The following is a 15,237-nucleotide window of genomic DNA, read 5'->3' on the forward strand; positions in this document are numbered from 1 at the left end:
GATCGATAAACAAACTTTGAGGGTATGCCCAGAACAGCTTCCCCATGTATCTTGTTCTTGGTTGCGGTACGTTGTTTTAAATAGGTATCCAATAAGCGGAACAACTGTAAGCATTCACTCTGGACATCCGTCAAGGCATTGTAAATAGGAACCTCGTTGATAAGGGCATACTCACATATGGCCTTGGCGTCGCTCTTATCCGTTTTTACCTTGGCAAGTTTCATTTGAATGAAACGTTTGACAGATAATGGGTTTACTACTGAAACTATTACTCCATTTTTGTAAAGAAACTGGGCAAGTCTATAATGATAGTAACCGGTAGCTTCCATAACCACCAATGAACCTTTGGGCAATTCCTTAAGGTATTTCCTGAACCCCGTTTCATTGTTCCTATACTGGTGGCAACCTGCTTTACTACCATGTACATCAAAGACTTCCTTACTGATGTCAACTCCAAAAGTTTCTTTATATTTATTCATAGAAAATGATTTATGAAAGAACCGGCTACTTCTGCTCACAACAACTTGAAAACGAGATCTAAAGTCTCACAGAACTGAACGTGATCTAAGTAGTAAAAGAGAGAGGATTATCAATGTTGTCGAAGTCTAAAGCTTCACCGTGTATAGTAACCTTAATTCTCTCTTTTGTTCTTTCTAGTTATATCAACAATTTACTGAGAATCAAACTTAAGCCGTGTATAATTAATGGCTAGTTCGAGCTTGCTTACGAAAATCCTCGCGTATTTTCTATTTGTTTTTTATTTGCTAAATTAGGTGCTTAAACACGCCACTAGTCATACACAAAACCGTTGGGCATAATATAAAGAAACGATTGAAAACAGAATATCAAATAGTAGTTGACACAAAAAATGGATTATGCGAATCTATAGAATCTTTTAAGAGTTTATTAAACATAAATTCCAAAATTACTCTTTCGGAAAGCACAATCGAATTTGACGAATTACATTTTGAATATAACCTTGAAATAAAAACACTTTCCAGTCAAAATCAAAGTATCTTCCATTTGGAAATATCTATAGACAATGGAAATAGCTATGATATCTATACAAAACTATTAAGATTAATTCGAGAAATTTTAAACAAAGTAAGTCTTTCAATAAATATCTTATGGGATGATTTAAGTATAAAATATAGCGAAGAAGCTTATCCTCTTATCCATAAAACTGAAAATCTCTTGAGAAAACTAATAACCAAATTTATGGTTACGAATGTTGGACTTGAATGGACAAATGACAACTTACCTAAAGAGTTAAAAGATGGTTTAAAAAATGGAAAGAAAAACAGAGCTTCACATTCAAACATCCTTCATAATTCGGATTTTATTCAATTAGCAGATTTCTTATTTAAACCTTACGCCAGTAAATCGTTCGACTTTCTCTTAAACGAATTAAAAAGTCAAAAGGAGAAAAATATAAAAACTAAAGATTTAACTGATTATATACCAAAATCAAATTGGGAAAGATACTTTACAGAAATTGTAAAATGCGATGACCAATTCTTTAGTAAAAGATGGTCAAAACTTTACGAATTGAGATGCTTGGTTGCTCACAATAGTTTCTTTACAGAGAAAGATTTAAAAGAGGTTGTTGATTTGACTTCGACACTTGACGAAATAATTATAAAAGCAATTTCGGAATTAAACAAAGTCACAGTACCTGAAGAAAATAAGGAAGAATTAGTTGAGAATTTAGCAATTAACTCAAGTGAAGTTTATGCTGAATTTTTAGAAAAATGGAAAGACCTCGAATTAGCTGTTATTTCACACGTAGAAAGGAAAAATAAATTTGACTCTGAATTAAAAGAAACAGTTAAAATGAAAATAACTCGACCAAAATTAATCTTAAGTCGAGACAAATTACCTTACAGAAGGAACATAAACGCTCTAATGAATATTAGAAATAGTATTGTACATCAAATAGAACCAAGAGTTAAAGAAAAAACCTTATACAAATACATCGACAAGATGGACGAAATAATTAAGGGATTAAAATAAAAATACTATGCCCAACAAAGAACTTAGGCAAAAAACAAACAAATTCTTCCTTTATCTAAGACAATGGTATTCTAGGCTCATAGATTCTAAAGTCAGATTTTTGAGCTTTTTTCATTCCATGTATCCGCGATTTATCTAGGCAATACGGAAACGTAGGTTTCCTCATAGGGTCTACCAGATTTTGTTATAGAAAAGCTATGTTTGAACAACTTATTTGAGACAGCAATCAATGCCAGTTTCTTGCTCTTCCCTTTGTTCAAGATTTGCTCATACACTTCTCTGCATGCTTGGTTATTAAAAATGAATCTTGGCAACACCATAAAAAGAGCGGACTGGTACGTGCAAAAGAGCATTATTCTTAAACACCTTATAGCTCTCCTCTTTTTCTATGTATATTTTTATGTAATACAATTTATAAAAATACGTTGTATGTAAATAATAAAACGAATTTAAACAATGAATCATATAAATGATTATGCTTTCTTTATAGCCATTCCTGTTTTTATCGTTCTAAAGCTTTTAGAGATTTATATAGGATGGAAAGACGATAAGCAAAATTATCTCACAAAAGACACACTTGTCAATATTAGTTCAGGACTTATTTATTTTTTCATTAGCTTAATTACTAAATCATTCAAATTATTAATCTTTTTTCTGGCATATGATAATCTGAGGATTTTCACCATTGATTATACTATCTGGTGGAGTTGGCTAATTCTTTTCTTTTTAGATGATCTTACCTTTTACTGGGGACATCGAATTGCACATTCTGTTTCTTTTTATTGGGCTAGTCATGTGGTTCATCATTCATCTCAATATTTTAATTTTTCTACTGCTTTAAGGAAGACCTGGACGTATGACGCAACCGGACATTTTTTATTTTGGATATGGTTGCCAATTTTAGGGTTTCATCCTTTACAAGTTTTTAGTATGATCACCTTAAATTTCATATATCAATACTGGATTCATACTGAAAAGGTTGGTAAGTTACCTAAACCTATTGAACTCATATTTAATACACCTTCTCATCATAGAGTACATCATGGCTCAGATTTAAAATATTTAGATAAAAACCACGGAGGAGTATTAATAATCTGGGATAGACTATTTGGCACATTTCAAGAGGAGGAAGAATCTCCAAATTATGGGTTAACAACGAACATTAATAGTAACAACCTATTTAAGGTTGAATTCCATGAGTGGCAAGGCTTACTAAAGCGAATAAAAAATAGCAAAGATATGTTCACAGGAATAAAGTACTTAGTAATGCCACCGGGTTGGAGTCATGACAAAAGTACTTTGTCTACCAAAGAATTAAGACAACTAGAGAAAAGTCATTCTAAAAATTGAAATCACCATAAATACAATTATGCTATACATCATCTAACTACCATTTTTAGAGTCCTTAAATATTATCTTAATATCCACACGTCCTTACAATTTAAGATTCCCTTTAGTGCATGTTCAATAATTCTAATTATGATTATTGAAGGTATTTTTTCACAAAGAAAATATAGGATAATCAACACACATTTGGTATACGGTCGTAAACCGTAAAAGCTACGGTGCACCTATTACACCTCCCTACTTTGTTTTAAAATTTAGTACTTTCATCATTATAATATTCAAAAAGGTTGCACTAATTACTTCCTTTACCCAAAATTCAAACTTCTAATATTCCAAATAGTTCTGAGCAACTGTATAGAAAGAGAGCACGCATGCGTGTCAAGAGCATTATTCTTAAACACGATATAGCCCTCCTCTTTTTCTAGCTATATTTTTATGTAATATAAACTATAGAAATACGTAAAAGTCCGCTTGAACGCAACGCTTTAAATATGGAAGCATCTACTTAAAAAGTTAAATTATGAAACTAAAATTGTTATTTTTAATAGGACTATTGCTTGTCATTCTGTCATGTAATACTAATGATGAAAATCCGAAAACTGAAATTAATGGCAAATACATTGGAATTTTTGAACGAAATGGAAAAAATTCTAATGTGGAGTTGACATTTAATGATGGAAATTGGACTGGTGAAAGTGAAATTGTGAAATTTCCTGCTTTGTGCAATGGTAGATATTCATACACAGCAAATATAATCACTTTCGAAAATGCCTGTCCTTGGACTGCTGAATTTGATTGGTCTCTAATTTTAGGTGGTGAATGGAATTATAGTTTTAATGGAAATTTGTTGATTTTAGCAAAAAAAAATGGAGATAAATATACCCTGACAAAACAGTAAACACATACTTTAACACCCTTACCCAAGCCCTTGATCTGAAATAACTATTATTGCTAAGCCTCTCTACGGGGCTTTTTATACCGCGTTAGAAGTTCAACCCATATTAAAAATGTAATAGTTAAGTACTTTTTAAGTTTTGAGATCAGCATTTCACAACTGATGCCAAGTCAAGTAGGCCTGCACCGATTTATAGATTTTTTTCGTTCAAATTTTAGCTATTTCTTACCTACCGGACAAAGCTTAAAAAGCTACATATAAGTTACAATCACTGGGCAAATCAACAATAATCAACAATGGATTTTTCCCAACTTGTGCCACAGGTAGATCACCTATAATTTATTGCTAATCCTAGGTTACTTTTAAACATTTCTGTGGAATAATTGAAGGTTCATAAAAGTTCACTAATTTAGTTGCCAAACCACGTAACTAGTCTTAATAAAAGCGTGTAGCCAATTAAAACAAACATCATGTCAATATCAAAAGAATCAGAATTAATTGGAATGAAGAAAGTTAGTGAAGTTGTTGGTACTACACTTAAATTAATGAGGGCATATGCTAAGATTGGTATGTCTACTAAAGAATTGGATACTTACGGAGGAAAAATTTTATTAAGTTTTGGAGCTAAATCTGCTCCTTATGAAACTTATGATTTCCCAGGTTATACTTGTATAAGTGTAAACGAGGAAGCTGCTCATGGAATTCCATCTGAAAATAAAATACTAAAAGAAGGTGATTTAATAAATATTGATGTTTCGGCTGAATTGAATGGTTTTTGGTCAGATAATGGAGGGTCTTTTGTACTTGGAAAAGATATTCATAACCACCAACCTCTTGTAGACGCTTCTAAAAACATCTTGAACAAGGCAATTAATACTATCAAAGGAGGAGTAAAAATAGCTGATATAGGATACTTGATAGAAACTGAAGCTAAAAACTCTGGCTTTAAAGTAATAAAAAACTTAGCTGGCCATGGAGTTGGAAGAAGTTTACATGAAGAACCTGAAAATATTTTAAATTATCGAGTTAAAACAAATCAAGAAAGGTTTAGAAAGAACACCACAGTTGCAATAGAAACTTTTATCTCTACAAAATCAACTTTTGCAGTGGAACTAAGTGATGGGTGGACTTTAGTTGGAAACAAAGGTGGTTATGTAACTCAACATGAACAGACAATATTGATTACGGATAAAAACCCTGTAATTCTAACTGAATCTAATGGAATGTGGAACTAAAGTTGGCTACGGTAAACTGAAGTAAAAAAGCTTAGAACATCCAAAACACCGCTATTTCCCTGTCCATAGATTCTAAAATTAGTTTCGTTAAGTTCTTTTTCATTGAATGTATCATTTAATTTTGTAGTCGATATGGAAAGGGTAAGCTTCACCTGTATAAACCGTTTTATTGATAAAGACTTTACCACTACAACTAGTACTTCTTTTTTTTAATATCAAAAAAGCAAATGACACGTCAGTTATTTCTTGATGAATTAAATATCTTTGTATGCATAGTATATCATACTAATTATTATCCCAAATTCATTAAAAGCTGCCCGTTTTTTAAAGGTAAAATCAGTAGCTTCTGCTGGTAACATTATCTAGTAGCGCTTTAATTACAAACAGTATGTTTAGACATCAAGGTAAAAGCAGAAAATTAAAGCACAATCTGCAAATTGCCACTATATTATCATTTGTTGCCGGTATTGTAAATGTTACGGGTTTTTTAGCATACAACCAACTCACCACCAATGTTACTGGGCATTTTGCATTATTTATGAATGATGTTGCCAATTTAGATTTCTGGAAAGGCACTGTTTATTTTCTTTATATTTTCTCTTTCCTTTTTGGGTCATTTTTCTCTAGTTTTCTAATTGAAAAATTTAGAATGAACAAGCGACTTAATATTTTCGTAATTCCTACTGCAATAGAATGTCTTATTCTAATAGCTATACCACTTTATAGTAACGCATTTACAATTTCCCAACCCAATCTAATTGTATGCACCCTTTTATTTGCCATGGGACTACAAAATTCTCTTGTCACCAAAATTTCAAATGCAGTAGTGAGAACTACACACCTTACAGGACTATTCACAGATTTGGGAATTGAACTTTCACAATTATTTTTTCCCGAAAGGCATCCAAATAGTACACAGTTAAAATCTACAATTAGATTGCGTCTTTATATTATTTGTTTCTTTTTTCTTGGAGGAATATTGGGTGGTTACCTCTACCTACGGCTAAATCTAAAATTGAACGCCCTATTTGCTGGCGCTCTTATTTTACTGGCGAGCTTATTTTATGATGATTTTAAATATCAATTGATACGTACCAAAAGAAAATACAACAAGCGTAGTTCATAGATAACAATTAAAAAGTAGCGAACTCATTATAATTTTCAGTATTTTTAGTATTAATACCAGTCCTAATTAAAACTATGAAAATTACCTAAGAGCCATTCTTACGATACTATTTTGGGCTATTCTGGTTACCATTGTCCAAAACTTTTTAATGAGGGTTATTAGATCCATTTACAACTAATGAAATATAAACTATACCTGAACCTATGAAACATCTACTTGCCTCTTTGCTTTTTTCAACACTATTAATTTCTTGTAATACATCCGATAAATCTAAAGCTACTTCTGCAGAAAGTACAGATGCTAAAACGACTACAGAAACAGTTGCCAAAACAGAAAAGCAATTAAAACCTATTGAAACAGATGAAGACCTTATTGCTACGGCATTAATGGCTGCACCTGCAGAAAGCAGAGCCACCAGTAAAGTAATTGGCTATAATATGGCTGGAGAATTTGTTACGCTTAAAGAAGGTGACAACGAGTATATTGTGTTGGCAGACGACCCAAAGAAAGATGGTTTTAATGCGGCATGCTACCACAAAGACCTAGAACCGTTTATGGCAAGAGGTAGAGCTTTGCGTGCAGAAGGAAAATCTGCAGAAGAGATATTCGCAACTCGTGAAGCAGAAGTAAAATCTGGAGCAATCAAAATCACCCCCGGTTCAGCATTACACATCTACTATGGCCCAAATTCAATGTATGATGCAGAAACATCTAAAGTAGACGGTGCAAAATTACGCTACGTGATTTATACGCCTTTTGCCACGTCTGCATCTATTGGCTTACCTGAGACCCCGTCCGCACCTAACCACCCATGGATCATGAATCCTGGTACACACAGAGCACATATTATGATTTCTCCGTTAGCAAATGAAGAGGGAGAAAATTAGAGTTAGGAGTTAGGAGTTAGGAGTTAGGAGTTAGGAGTTAGGAGTTAGGAGTTAGGAGTTAGGAGTTAGGAGTTAGGAGTTAGGAGTTAGGAGAAATTAAATTTAAAATTAAATTCGACCAATAAAACTCAGAATTAAACATTTAATTTTATCGGCTTTTGTACTTTGTGCTTAAGACTAAATACGTCACACTAACTACTCATAACTATCTACTATCTTCGCAGTATGAATACAATTGATATTAGAACGGTAGATGTTGTTCAATATTTACAGCCCTTACGAGAAGGCGGCTCCATGCCTGCCATTGTAAAGGCCGATGACGATTTTTTGTATGTTCTTAAGTTTAGAGGATCGGGACAAGGTAAAAAATCGCTCATTTCTGAATTTATTGGTGGCGAGTTGGCGCGGGCCATTGGTTTAAAAGTACCTGAATTGGTCTTCATGAATCTAGAAGATTCTTTTAGACAAACGGAACCTGATGAGGAAATTCAAGATCTATTGAAATTTAGCGTAGGGCTCAATCTTGGCCTACACTTTCTTTCTGGTGCCATTACATTTGACCCCTTAATTTCTACGGCAGATGCTATGATAGCTTCCAAGGTCGTAGTTTTAGATAGCTTGATCAGTAACATAGACCGTACCGCAAAAAATGCAAATCTATTGTTTTGGCATAATGAATTATGGGTAATAGATAATGGGGCAAGTTTCTACTTTCATCATAATTGGGAGACTTGGGAGAGTCACCTTACCAGAACATTTCCGTTTATAAAAGACCACGTGCTTTTACAACAAGCCACTGCCCTACCTGAAGCTGCTGCTGAAATTCAAAAATTTATTACGCTAGAGAAAGTAACTGAAATAGTTTCAAACATACCAGAAGATTGGTTAACAAGTGAGTCTGATATTCTAAATGCGAATGAAAAAAGAGCAGCTTACATTCAATTTATAACCACTAAGCTATCTATGATTAATGTTTTAGTAAAAGAAGCGGAAGATGCAAGATAGACACACCTTTAAATATGCCATAGTTAGAATTGTACCCAAAGTTGAACGAGAAGAGTTCTTTAATGTAGGTGTGATTTTATTCTGTAAACGAACCAAATTTCTAGATATTAAATTTCATATTGATGAGGAAAAATTAAAAGCTTTTTCTCCGGAAATAGAATATGAGATATTAAACGAATATTTAAAAGCTTGGAAGTTGATATGCGCGGGTCAAGAAACTGGCGGAACTATTGGAAAATTAGATTTAAATGACCGTTTTGGTTGGCTAACTGCTTGCAGAAGTACAGTTATACAAAGTTCCACCACCAGATCCGGACTAAGCACAGACCCTAAAAAAGAACTAGAAGATATTTTTAACAAGTATGTTTTATAATTTTTAAATGATATATAAAAAATTACGCATACCACATTTGATGTTTAGCTTAAAATTGGACGCTAAGGCAATTACCCTTCGTTAATATCCTGTTATAAAAGTAAGTTTAACATGTATATATAGACCTACTTACCACAAAAAATTTCAAAATCACTCTTAAAATGGAATCATTTAAACTTCAATCTATTATTCAAGGCATACCTAAAGCCGAACTTCATTTACATTTAGAAGGTAGCTTTGAACCAGAATTAATGTTCCAAGTTGCAAAGAGAAATAACATCACCCTGCCCTATGATTCAATTGAGTCTGTTAAAGAAGCTTACAAATTCAATAATTTACAAGAGTTTTTAGATATCTATTATGCGGGTGCGCAAGTGCTATTACATGAACAAGATTTCTTCGATTTAACATGGGCATATTTAACCAAGGTACACAGCGAAAATGTAAGGCATGTTGAGGTATTTTTTGATCCCCAAACCCATACCGAAAGAGGTGTTCCATTTGAAGTAATCATTAAAGGAATTCACCGAGCATTAGAAAAAGGTAAAAATGAATTACATATTTCTTACAAACTAATCATGAGCTACTTGCGCCATTTAAGTGAGGAAGATGCTTTTAAAACCTTAGAAGCATCATTACCATTTAAAGACATCATTGATGGTGTAGGTTTAGACTCATCAGAAAAGGGAAATCCACCAAGCAAGTTCAAAAATGTATTTAAAGCATCTGCAATGCAAGGGTATAGATTAGTTGCCCATGCAGGAGAAGAAGGTCCGGCAGCATACATCTGGGAGGCCTTAGACATTTTAAATGTAGCGCGTATAGATCATGGTAATCGCTGCCTTACAGACAAAGCACTGGTTAAAAGATTGGTTGATGAGAAAATTGCCTTGACCCTCTGCCCTACCAGTAATGTTGCCTTAAAGGTAATTCAGAAGATGGATGAGCACCCAGTTGCAAAAATGCTTGATAAGGGAATTGTAGCCACCATACACTCAGATGATCCTGCCTATTTTGGTGGTTATATGAATGAAAACTATTACCAAACTATCACAGCGCTTAATCTAAATTTAAATCATATTAGACAATTAGCCATCAATGCTTTTGAAGCTAGTTGGTTATCTGCTTCCGAAAAGGAAAAACATATCAATGAAGTAAACAATTACTTTGATTCTATCTGATCAGCAAGTGGAATGAAAATAATAAACTTGGCACCTTCTCCCAAATTGCTCTCCACTTTAATTTGACCGTTATGAGTGGTAACAATTCGTTTAACAATAGCTAGACCAATGCCGGTTCCTTGGTATTCTTCATCGTTATGTAATCTTTGAAAAATTTCAAAGATCTTAGATTCATATTTTTGATCAAAACCGATACCATTATCGGAAACTTCGATTCGGGAATATTGCGTATTCTCAGATAATTTCAACGCTGGATAATCTGCTCCTGACACAACTTTACCGCTAACCTTAATGGCGGGCCTATCTTTCTTTTTTGTAAATTTTATAGCATTTGTAAACAAATTGAACAACAACTGTTTAAACTGAATTGGACGCACCGTAATCTCACAATCCTTTGGTACTCTAAGTACTGTTTTATGTTCTTTTAGCTCTTCACTTAAAACATCTTTAACATCTAGAACCAATTTTTTTAAAGATATGTTGGTTAAACTATTATCTATAATTTCCGTTGAACCATATGCCATTAAATCTTGAATTAGATTTCGCATTCGTGCGGCGGATAAGTCTATTCGTTCTAATTTATGTTTCCCAGCTTCAGACAGATTATTGAATTCCGTATCACTTACCTGAGAGATAAACATTTGAATTTTACGCAAAGGTTCTTGAAGGTCATGACTACAAATATGATTAAACGACTCTAGGTCGTTAATCATCAACTCTAGCTTTATGGTTTTAATTTCAAGTTGATTGGTACGCTGAAAAACCTTCTTTTCAAGCTTTTTAGAGAACTTCTTCAACTTTCTGTGTGCACGCTCTAGCTCAAGCTTATTTTTTCTAAGTTCCAGTAAATTAATAACCTGCTCAGATAAAATATTAAGAGACTCCTTTTGACTATCTGTCAAAATTCTAGGCTTGTTATCAATAACGCATAAGGTTCCAAAAGCCAATCCGCTCGTACTTTTTAAGGGTATTCCGGCATAAAAAACAACATTGGGATCACCGGTCACCAGAGGGTTGTCTTGAAAACGCTCATCTCTTCTTGCATCTTCAGTAATAAAAATAGTATCATCACCAGTAATGGCATGTACACAAAAAGCATCTTCAATAGGCGTTTCAGAAGCTTCTAATCCGTAATGAGATTTAAACCACTGTCTTTTTTCATCTAATAATGTTATTAAAGAAATAGGTGTCTGACAAATTTCAGCAGCAAGTTGTGTTAGATTATCATAATCCTTTTCAGGCAGTGTATCTAATACGGAATATGAATTAATAAGTGCTAATCTTTCCTTTTCCCTATCATTAATTTTAGCTGCTATCATAGTCTATTAAAGAGAAGTGGTTTAAAAAATTAGTCGTAAAAATAGAGTGACAAATATACGCTAGCGTCACATTTTAATGATTAAATATAAACCATTCTTTTATTAGTGGTATCATTAAATAATATTATATTACTTTTTTAGTACGCATTTACCACACAGGAAACCGTAGCCATGGATCAAGTATAAGAACATAATTTGTTAGAAAATTATAGTATAGAAAGTATCATATTCTGTTTCTTTACCTAACCATGAATTATATATCTCATTATCATGGCTTTATTCTCATTTGCAACATTTACTTTTAATGGATACTATTCATGCCTAGTTTTTAAATAGAATCTAAAAGCTGTAGCAGTATAAAATTAAATTAGCAATATTCTCCTCTCATCGATTACTTTTTAAATTGAGAATAAGAAGTATGCTAGTTGAAATATCCCTCTATCATCATTTGCTATTATTTTTCTAAGACCTTAATAACTAAAATAGAAAAGGATATAAATAGAAAAGCCAGAGAATAGATCTCTGGCTTTTAAGTACTACTACTTATATTATAGATTTAATTCTATTCCAAAGTTGATAGTGTTCCACGTACCATTCTTTACTTTTAGACCCGTAAAAGAAGTATTTATACCGATCAGGTCTGTTACTCGATAACCAATTCTTGGCTTATAATGAAATCCTCCCTTTATTCCCTTACCAATACCAACAGCATAACCTATATCTGCGCCAAGGTATAATTTCTTTATTACATTAAATCGTACAACGCCGGTAATTGGTATGTATTTTGCATCTTTATATTTATAGGTAGCGACAAAACCTTGTTCTCTTAATGTTACTTTTTCACCCTTAAAAAAAGATAACCCCGTAGCAAAACCTACATCAAACTTATTGGAAACTTCAAATAGATAGGTGGCATCCAAACCAAAACCTGTTTTAGAAACTTCTTTAGTATCTCCTATTGGCAAGGCTCCGAAAGCGCCTATCTTCAGGTTTCTGTTTTGAGCAAACGATGTTACCCCTATCAATAAAACTACTACAAAAATCATTGTTTTTTTCATTATCGTTTATATTTAAATTTATATACGGCAAAGGTGTTAATAATGAAAAAACAATTCTTTGACATAAATCAATTTTGCTAACCTGGACCTATTGAAAGTGATAATTTTGACCTAAATCAAAACTTTACTGTTGCTACTATTTTTATTCAATTTTTAAGTTTAAAATTAGGTTACATTTGGTATGCACATAACTAATGCGGCAGACCTTATGTCGTAATTAAATTATGTACGTAAAATGCAATACGTGCACCTTTCACATATCTATGAATATGATATGCAATACAATGATGCTTCAAGAATTAAAATGATGTAGAAATTATAGAAGAAAAATAGCATCTACTATTACTATGAAGATGATTAGAAACGGTCTATTAATTAAACTACTAACTTTTAGTAATGACCTACTTATTTATAAAATAGAGGCTTATTTTCATAAAACACAAAATAGCTATCTTTATAAATAGACATACCCTTTTTTGTGTAGATGTTACTATAAGGTAGCTTGTATAAAAAAACTTAATCTAACTATGTTAGTAAGGTTAAAGCTGTTAAAACCGTCCAAACGGCAACCATTAACCAATACATTAAAGGAGCGTCTTTCTTTTTTATACTTTCTACAAAATGAATTTCTCCTGTAACAATCACATTCAGTAGCCCAAGAGCTACAATTAATGCCCAGAACCAATTCCAATCGTAAATAATAGCCAATACCATTAAAATAAGAGCTACTATAGTTTTCCAATACCTCAACTTAAATCGTTTTTAATCTTGAACTAATTTCACGCAGGCGAATAATTTGTTGAAAAACAATGGGCAACATAAATACACCCCCAGAAAATTCCATTACATACGTTAACACAGAAAAAATACTACCTGCAGTAGCATTGGCAGCACTGGCTGAAGTATACAACGCAAAAATAGCCAATACAAATAATAAAATTTCAATGATAGAGAAGTTAATAGTTTCTAGATCGCTCATTTTTACTAGCCAATTAGCTATATTTTTAAAGTGCCTTAAAATACCTGCTTGCTCCCGTTTTTCTAAAATATTAATTCGATGTTCCAACTCATCATTTAAACCAATGTTATAGTTATATATTTTTTTTGTGCTCAAGATATAAATCAAAATAATAATTAGAATAGAAATTAGGCATCCGCTAAAAATCCAAACATCGAAAAAGGCCAGCATTACAAGTGCTCCAATAACACTAATTGTTGATGTAAAAGCCTGTGTAATGTCGTGTTCAAAAAAATCAATCAATTCTTTGACCAAGGCACTTCTGGCTGCAATAGAAGAAACCTGAACTTTTTTTACATTTTGAATATCAGCAATTTCAGATGCTACATTCGTATAAATGGCAGTATATGCCGGGGTATCATAATAGCGCCGTAAAGTACCTAATATAAAACCTACGCAATATAATATGCAAAACAACCACAAACCATCTTTGGCACCATTTATAAGGTCATTTATAGCCATACCCAGTACTAAAGGTTGCAATACCTTGGCAACGTTTTCTAATACCAACAATAAAAAGGTTAAAGAAATTTTCCATTTATATTGCTTAAAAATAGACTTAATTGAAAAATCGATCATAATTATTAGTATTGTGTAAAGTCAATGAACAATGTTGATAAAGAGAACAAAGACATGATAATCCAGCTAATCACAATTGCCCAAAATAAAATTGGATTATTATCGCGTTCTACCGGGTCTATAAAGTAGGTTACCCCTCTAAATATATCTGGTATTACCCAATACAAGAATAAAATTCCCCAAGCCCATTGCCAATCCATGATAAAAATGATATACACACCGATCAATGCAAGAATAGGACGCCATTGAAAATTCCTTTTCGTTTTATCGGAAAAAGAAGTCGACTTCTTTTTTTTGTGTTTGCTTTCTCTCCTTATTAAATTTCTTAATTGTTCTGATTTTACCATTCTATAATATATTTAAATAGTTAAACCAAACCTACTTAACATCTTCTTTTCCATAGCCCAGAAAAATTTAAACTGGCCAAACAACCAACCATATAACACTAAAAACAATTGATAAAAAACAAAGCTTAAAACACAAAAAATAGGGTAATAAATGTATGCATTTAGGTTTTCTAAAGTAATACCTAAAAGTTTTAAAATTGGTCTTCCGATCACAATTGACGAGGATCCTGTAATGGAAAAAACAAAAAAGATGATTAGTAGTTGCCAAGGTTTTTCAATATTCCATCGTATCATTAATTTCTTCATATACTTAGTTTTTAAGATACCGCAAATCTAAAACCTGCTGAAAAACTTGGGTTTGATTTAAATCAAAAAGAACGAAACTTCACATTAAAAATAGTTTTTGACATAGGTCAAAAAAAAGCACCTACCCTCATTATAGATTTGCCCTAAGAAACAAAACGATGAAAAAACAAGTTTGTGCAATGCTATTAACAATCATGTTCTCCTGCTCTAAAAATACGACAGAGCTAGTGGGAACTTGGCAAGTTAAAAGTAAATACTACAAGGCTACTTATGCCATAATGGAGGAGAACGATTCTATTAAGGCCAAAGTGCTCTATTACAATGATGGCACTACTATAATAAGAAAGAAAGATAAGAAAGAATATTATGTCTTTGAAAACCTAAAACCATCTAAAAACCAATATATGGACGCTGTTTCCGGAGCAACAACAACCAATGAAAACAAACCCAATATAGCACTACAACCCATACATAAGGATACTTTAAAAGTAACTACATATATAAGAAACAAACCATTAAATGAGATTTGGATTAGAATTAATAATTAA

17 protein-coding genes and 1 pseudogene are annotated in these 15,237 nt (G+C 32.6%); 10 read left to right on the forward strand and 8 right to left on the reverse strand.

The genetic code is table 11. The annotated features are described in order from the left end of the window. Nucleotides 1-479: IS110 family transposase (locus tag BW936_RS10755; protein WP_143744117.1), on the reverse strand; the 479-nt coding region annotated here is incomplete at its 3' end. Between the two features lie 352 nt (nucleotides 480-831). On the opposite strand from BW936_RS10755, the gene BW936_RS10760 reads away from it, so the two are divergent. Next, on the forward strand, nucleotides 832-2,013 hold the full coding sequence (locus BW936_RS10760; protein WP_076548415.1) for a HEPN domain-containing protein: 1,182 nt from the start codon (nucleotides 832-834) through the stop codon (nucleotides 2,011-2,013). A 131-nt stretch (nucleotides 2,014-2,144) separates the two neighbouring features. Here the strand turns inward: BW936_RS10760 and BW936_RS20225 are convergent. After that, nucleotides 2,145-2,309 (reverse strand): annotated as a pseudogene (locus BW936_RS20225) (IS110 family transposase); the annotation flags it as partial. Nucleotides 2,310-2,469: 160 nt separating this feature from the next. On the opposite strand from BW936_RS20225, the gene BW936_RS10770 reads away from it, so the two are divergent. The 8 genes from BW936_RS10770 (at nucleotide 2,470) to BW936_RS10805 (ending at nucleotide 10,062) form a co-directional block, all read left to right on the forward strand. Next, nucleotides 2,470-3,363, forward strand: a complete 894-nt coding sequence (locus BW936_RS10770) for a sterol desaturase family protein (RefSeq protein ID WP_076548417.1) — start codon at nucleotides 2,470-2,472, stop codon at nucleotides 3,361-3,363. 517 nt (nucleotides 3,364-3,880) lie between these two features. Further along, the gene (locus BW936_RS10775; RefSeq protein WP_076548418.1) at nucleotides 3,881-4,258 is read left to right on the forward strand and encodes a hypothetical protein; all 378 of its coding nucleotides are present in this window, start codon (nucleotides 3,881-3,883) and stop codon (nucleotides 4,256-4,258) included. Between the two features lie 467 nt (nucleotides 4,259-4,725). Next, nucleotides 4,726-5,490 carry a type I methionyl aminopeptidase gene (gene map / locus BW936_RS10780; RefSeq protein ID WP_076548419.1) on the forward strand — a complete coding sequence of 255 codons (765 nt, stop codon included), beginning with the start codon at nucleotides 4,726-4,728 and terminating at the stop codon, nucleotides 5,488-5,490. 388 nt (nucleotides 5,491-5,878) lie between these two features. Beyond that, a complete protein-coding gene (locus BW936_RS10785) occupies nucleotides 5,879-6,616 on the forward strand; it encodes a YoaK family protein (protein ID WP_076548420.1) in 738 nt (245 codons plus the stop codon). 203 nt (nucleotides 6,617-6,819) lie between these two features. After that, a complete protein-coding gene (locus BW936_RS10790) occupies nucleotides 6,820-7,503 on the forward strand; it encodes a hypothetical protein (protein ID WP_076548421.1) in 684 nt (227 codons plus the stop codon). Nucleotides 7,504-7,728: 225 nt separating this feature from the next. Further along, complete coding sequence (locus tag BW936_RS10795; RefSeq protein ID WP_076548422.1) at nucleotides 7,729-8,508, forward strand: HipA family kinase; 780 nt, start codon at nucleotides 7,729-7,731, stop codon at nucleotides 8,506-8,508. Beyond that, complete coding sequence (locus tag BW936_RS10800) at nucleotides 8,498-8,881, forward strand: DUF3037 domain-containing protein (protein ID WP_076548423.1); 384 nt, start codon at nucleotides 8,498-8,500, stop codon at nucleotides 8,879-8,881. Before BW936_RS10795 ends, BW936_RS10800 begins: the two co-directional genes overlap by 11 nt. Nucleotides 8,882-9,042: 161 nt before the next feature. Next, nucleotides 9,043-10,062, forward strand: coding sequence for an adenosine deaminase (locus BW936_RS10805; protein ID WP_076548424.1), 1,020 nt, complete (start codon nucleotides 9,043-9,045; stop codon nucleotides 10,060-10,062). Here BW936_RS10805 and BW936_RS10810 read toward each other — a convergent pair. From BW936_RS10810 to BW936_RS20125, 6 genes are all read right to left on the reverse strand, one after another. After that, on the reverse strand, nucleotides 10,044-11,381 hold the full coding sequence (locus BW936_RS10810) for a GAF domain-containing sensor histidine kinase (protein ID WP_076548425.1): 1,338 nt from the start codon (nucleotides 11,379-11,381) through the stop codon (nucleotides 10,044-10,046). The two genes, BW936_RS10805 and BW936_RS10810, sit on opposite strands and share 19 nt — an antisense overlap. A 548-nt stretch (nucleotides 11,382-11,929) precedes the next feature. Next, nucleotides 11,930-12,439 carry a hypothetical protein gene (locus BW936_RS10815; protein WP_076548426.1) on the reverse strand — a complete coding sequence of 170 codons (510 nt, stop codon included), beginning with the start codon at nucleotides 12,437-12,439 and terminating at the stop codon, nucleotides 11,930-11,932. Nucleotides 12,440-12,964: 525 nt separating this feature from the next. Next, nucleotides 12,965-13,189 (reverse strand): hypothetical protein, encoded by a 225-nt coding sequence (locus BW936_RS10820; protein ID WP_143744119.1) that lies wholly within the window; start codon nucleotides 13,187-13,189, stop codon nucleotides 12,965-12,967. A 1-nt stretch (nucleotide 13,190) separates the two neighbouring features. Then, nucleotides 13,191-14,036: an ABC transporter six-transmembrane domain-containing protein gene (locus BW936_RS10825; RefSeq protein ID WP_076548428.1), complete on the reverse strand. Its 846-nt coding sequence runs from the start codon at nucleotides 14,034-14,036 to the stop codon at nucleotides 13,191-13,193. Between the two features lie 5 nt (nucleotides 14,037-14,041). Continuing rightward, nucleotides 14,042-14,383, reverse strand: a complete 342-nt coding sequence (locus BW936_RS10830) for a hypothetical protein (RefSeq protein WP_076548429.1) — start codon at nucleotides 14,381-14,383, stop codon at nucleotides 14,042-14,044. A gap of 12 nt (nucleotides 14,384-14,395) precedes the next feature. Next, a complete protein-coding gene (locus BW936_RS20125) occupies nucleotides 14,396-14,689 on the reverse strand; it encodes a DUF6787 family protein (RefSeq protein ID WP_076548430.1) in 294 nt (97 codons plus the stop codon). A 158-nt stretch (nucleotides 14,690-14,847) separates the two neighbouring features. Between BW936_RS20125 and BW936_RS10840 the strand changes: the two genes are divergently transcribed. Further along, nucleotides 14,848-15,237 (forward strand): hypothetical protein, encoded by a 390-nt coding sequence (locus BW936_RS10840; RefSeq protein ID WP_076548431.1) that lies wholly within the window; start codon nucleotides 14,848-14,850, stop codon nucleotides 15,235-15,237.

The sequence above is a fragment of the Maribacter ulvicola genome (assembly GCF_900155985.1).
Lineage (GTDB): Bacteria > Bacteroidota > Bacteroidia > Flavobacteriales > Flavobacteriaceae > Maribacter > Maribacter ulvicola.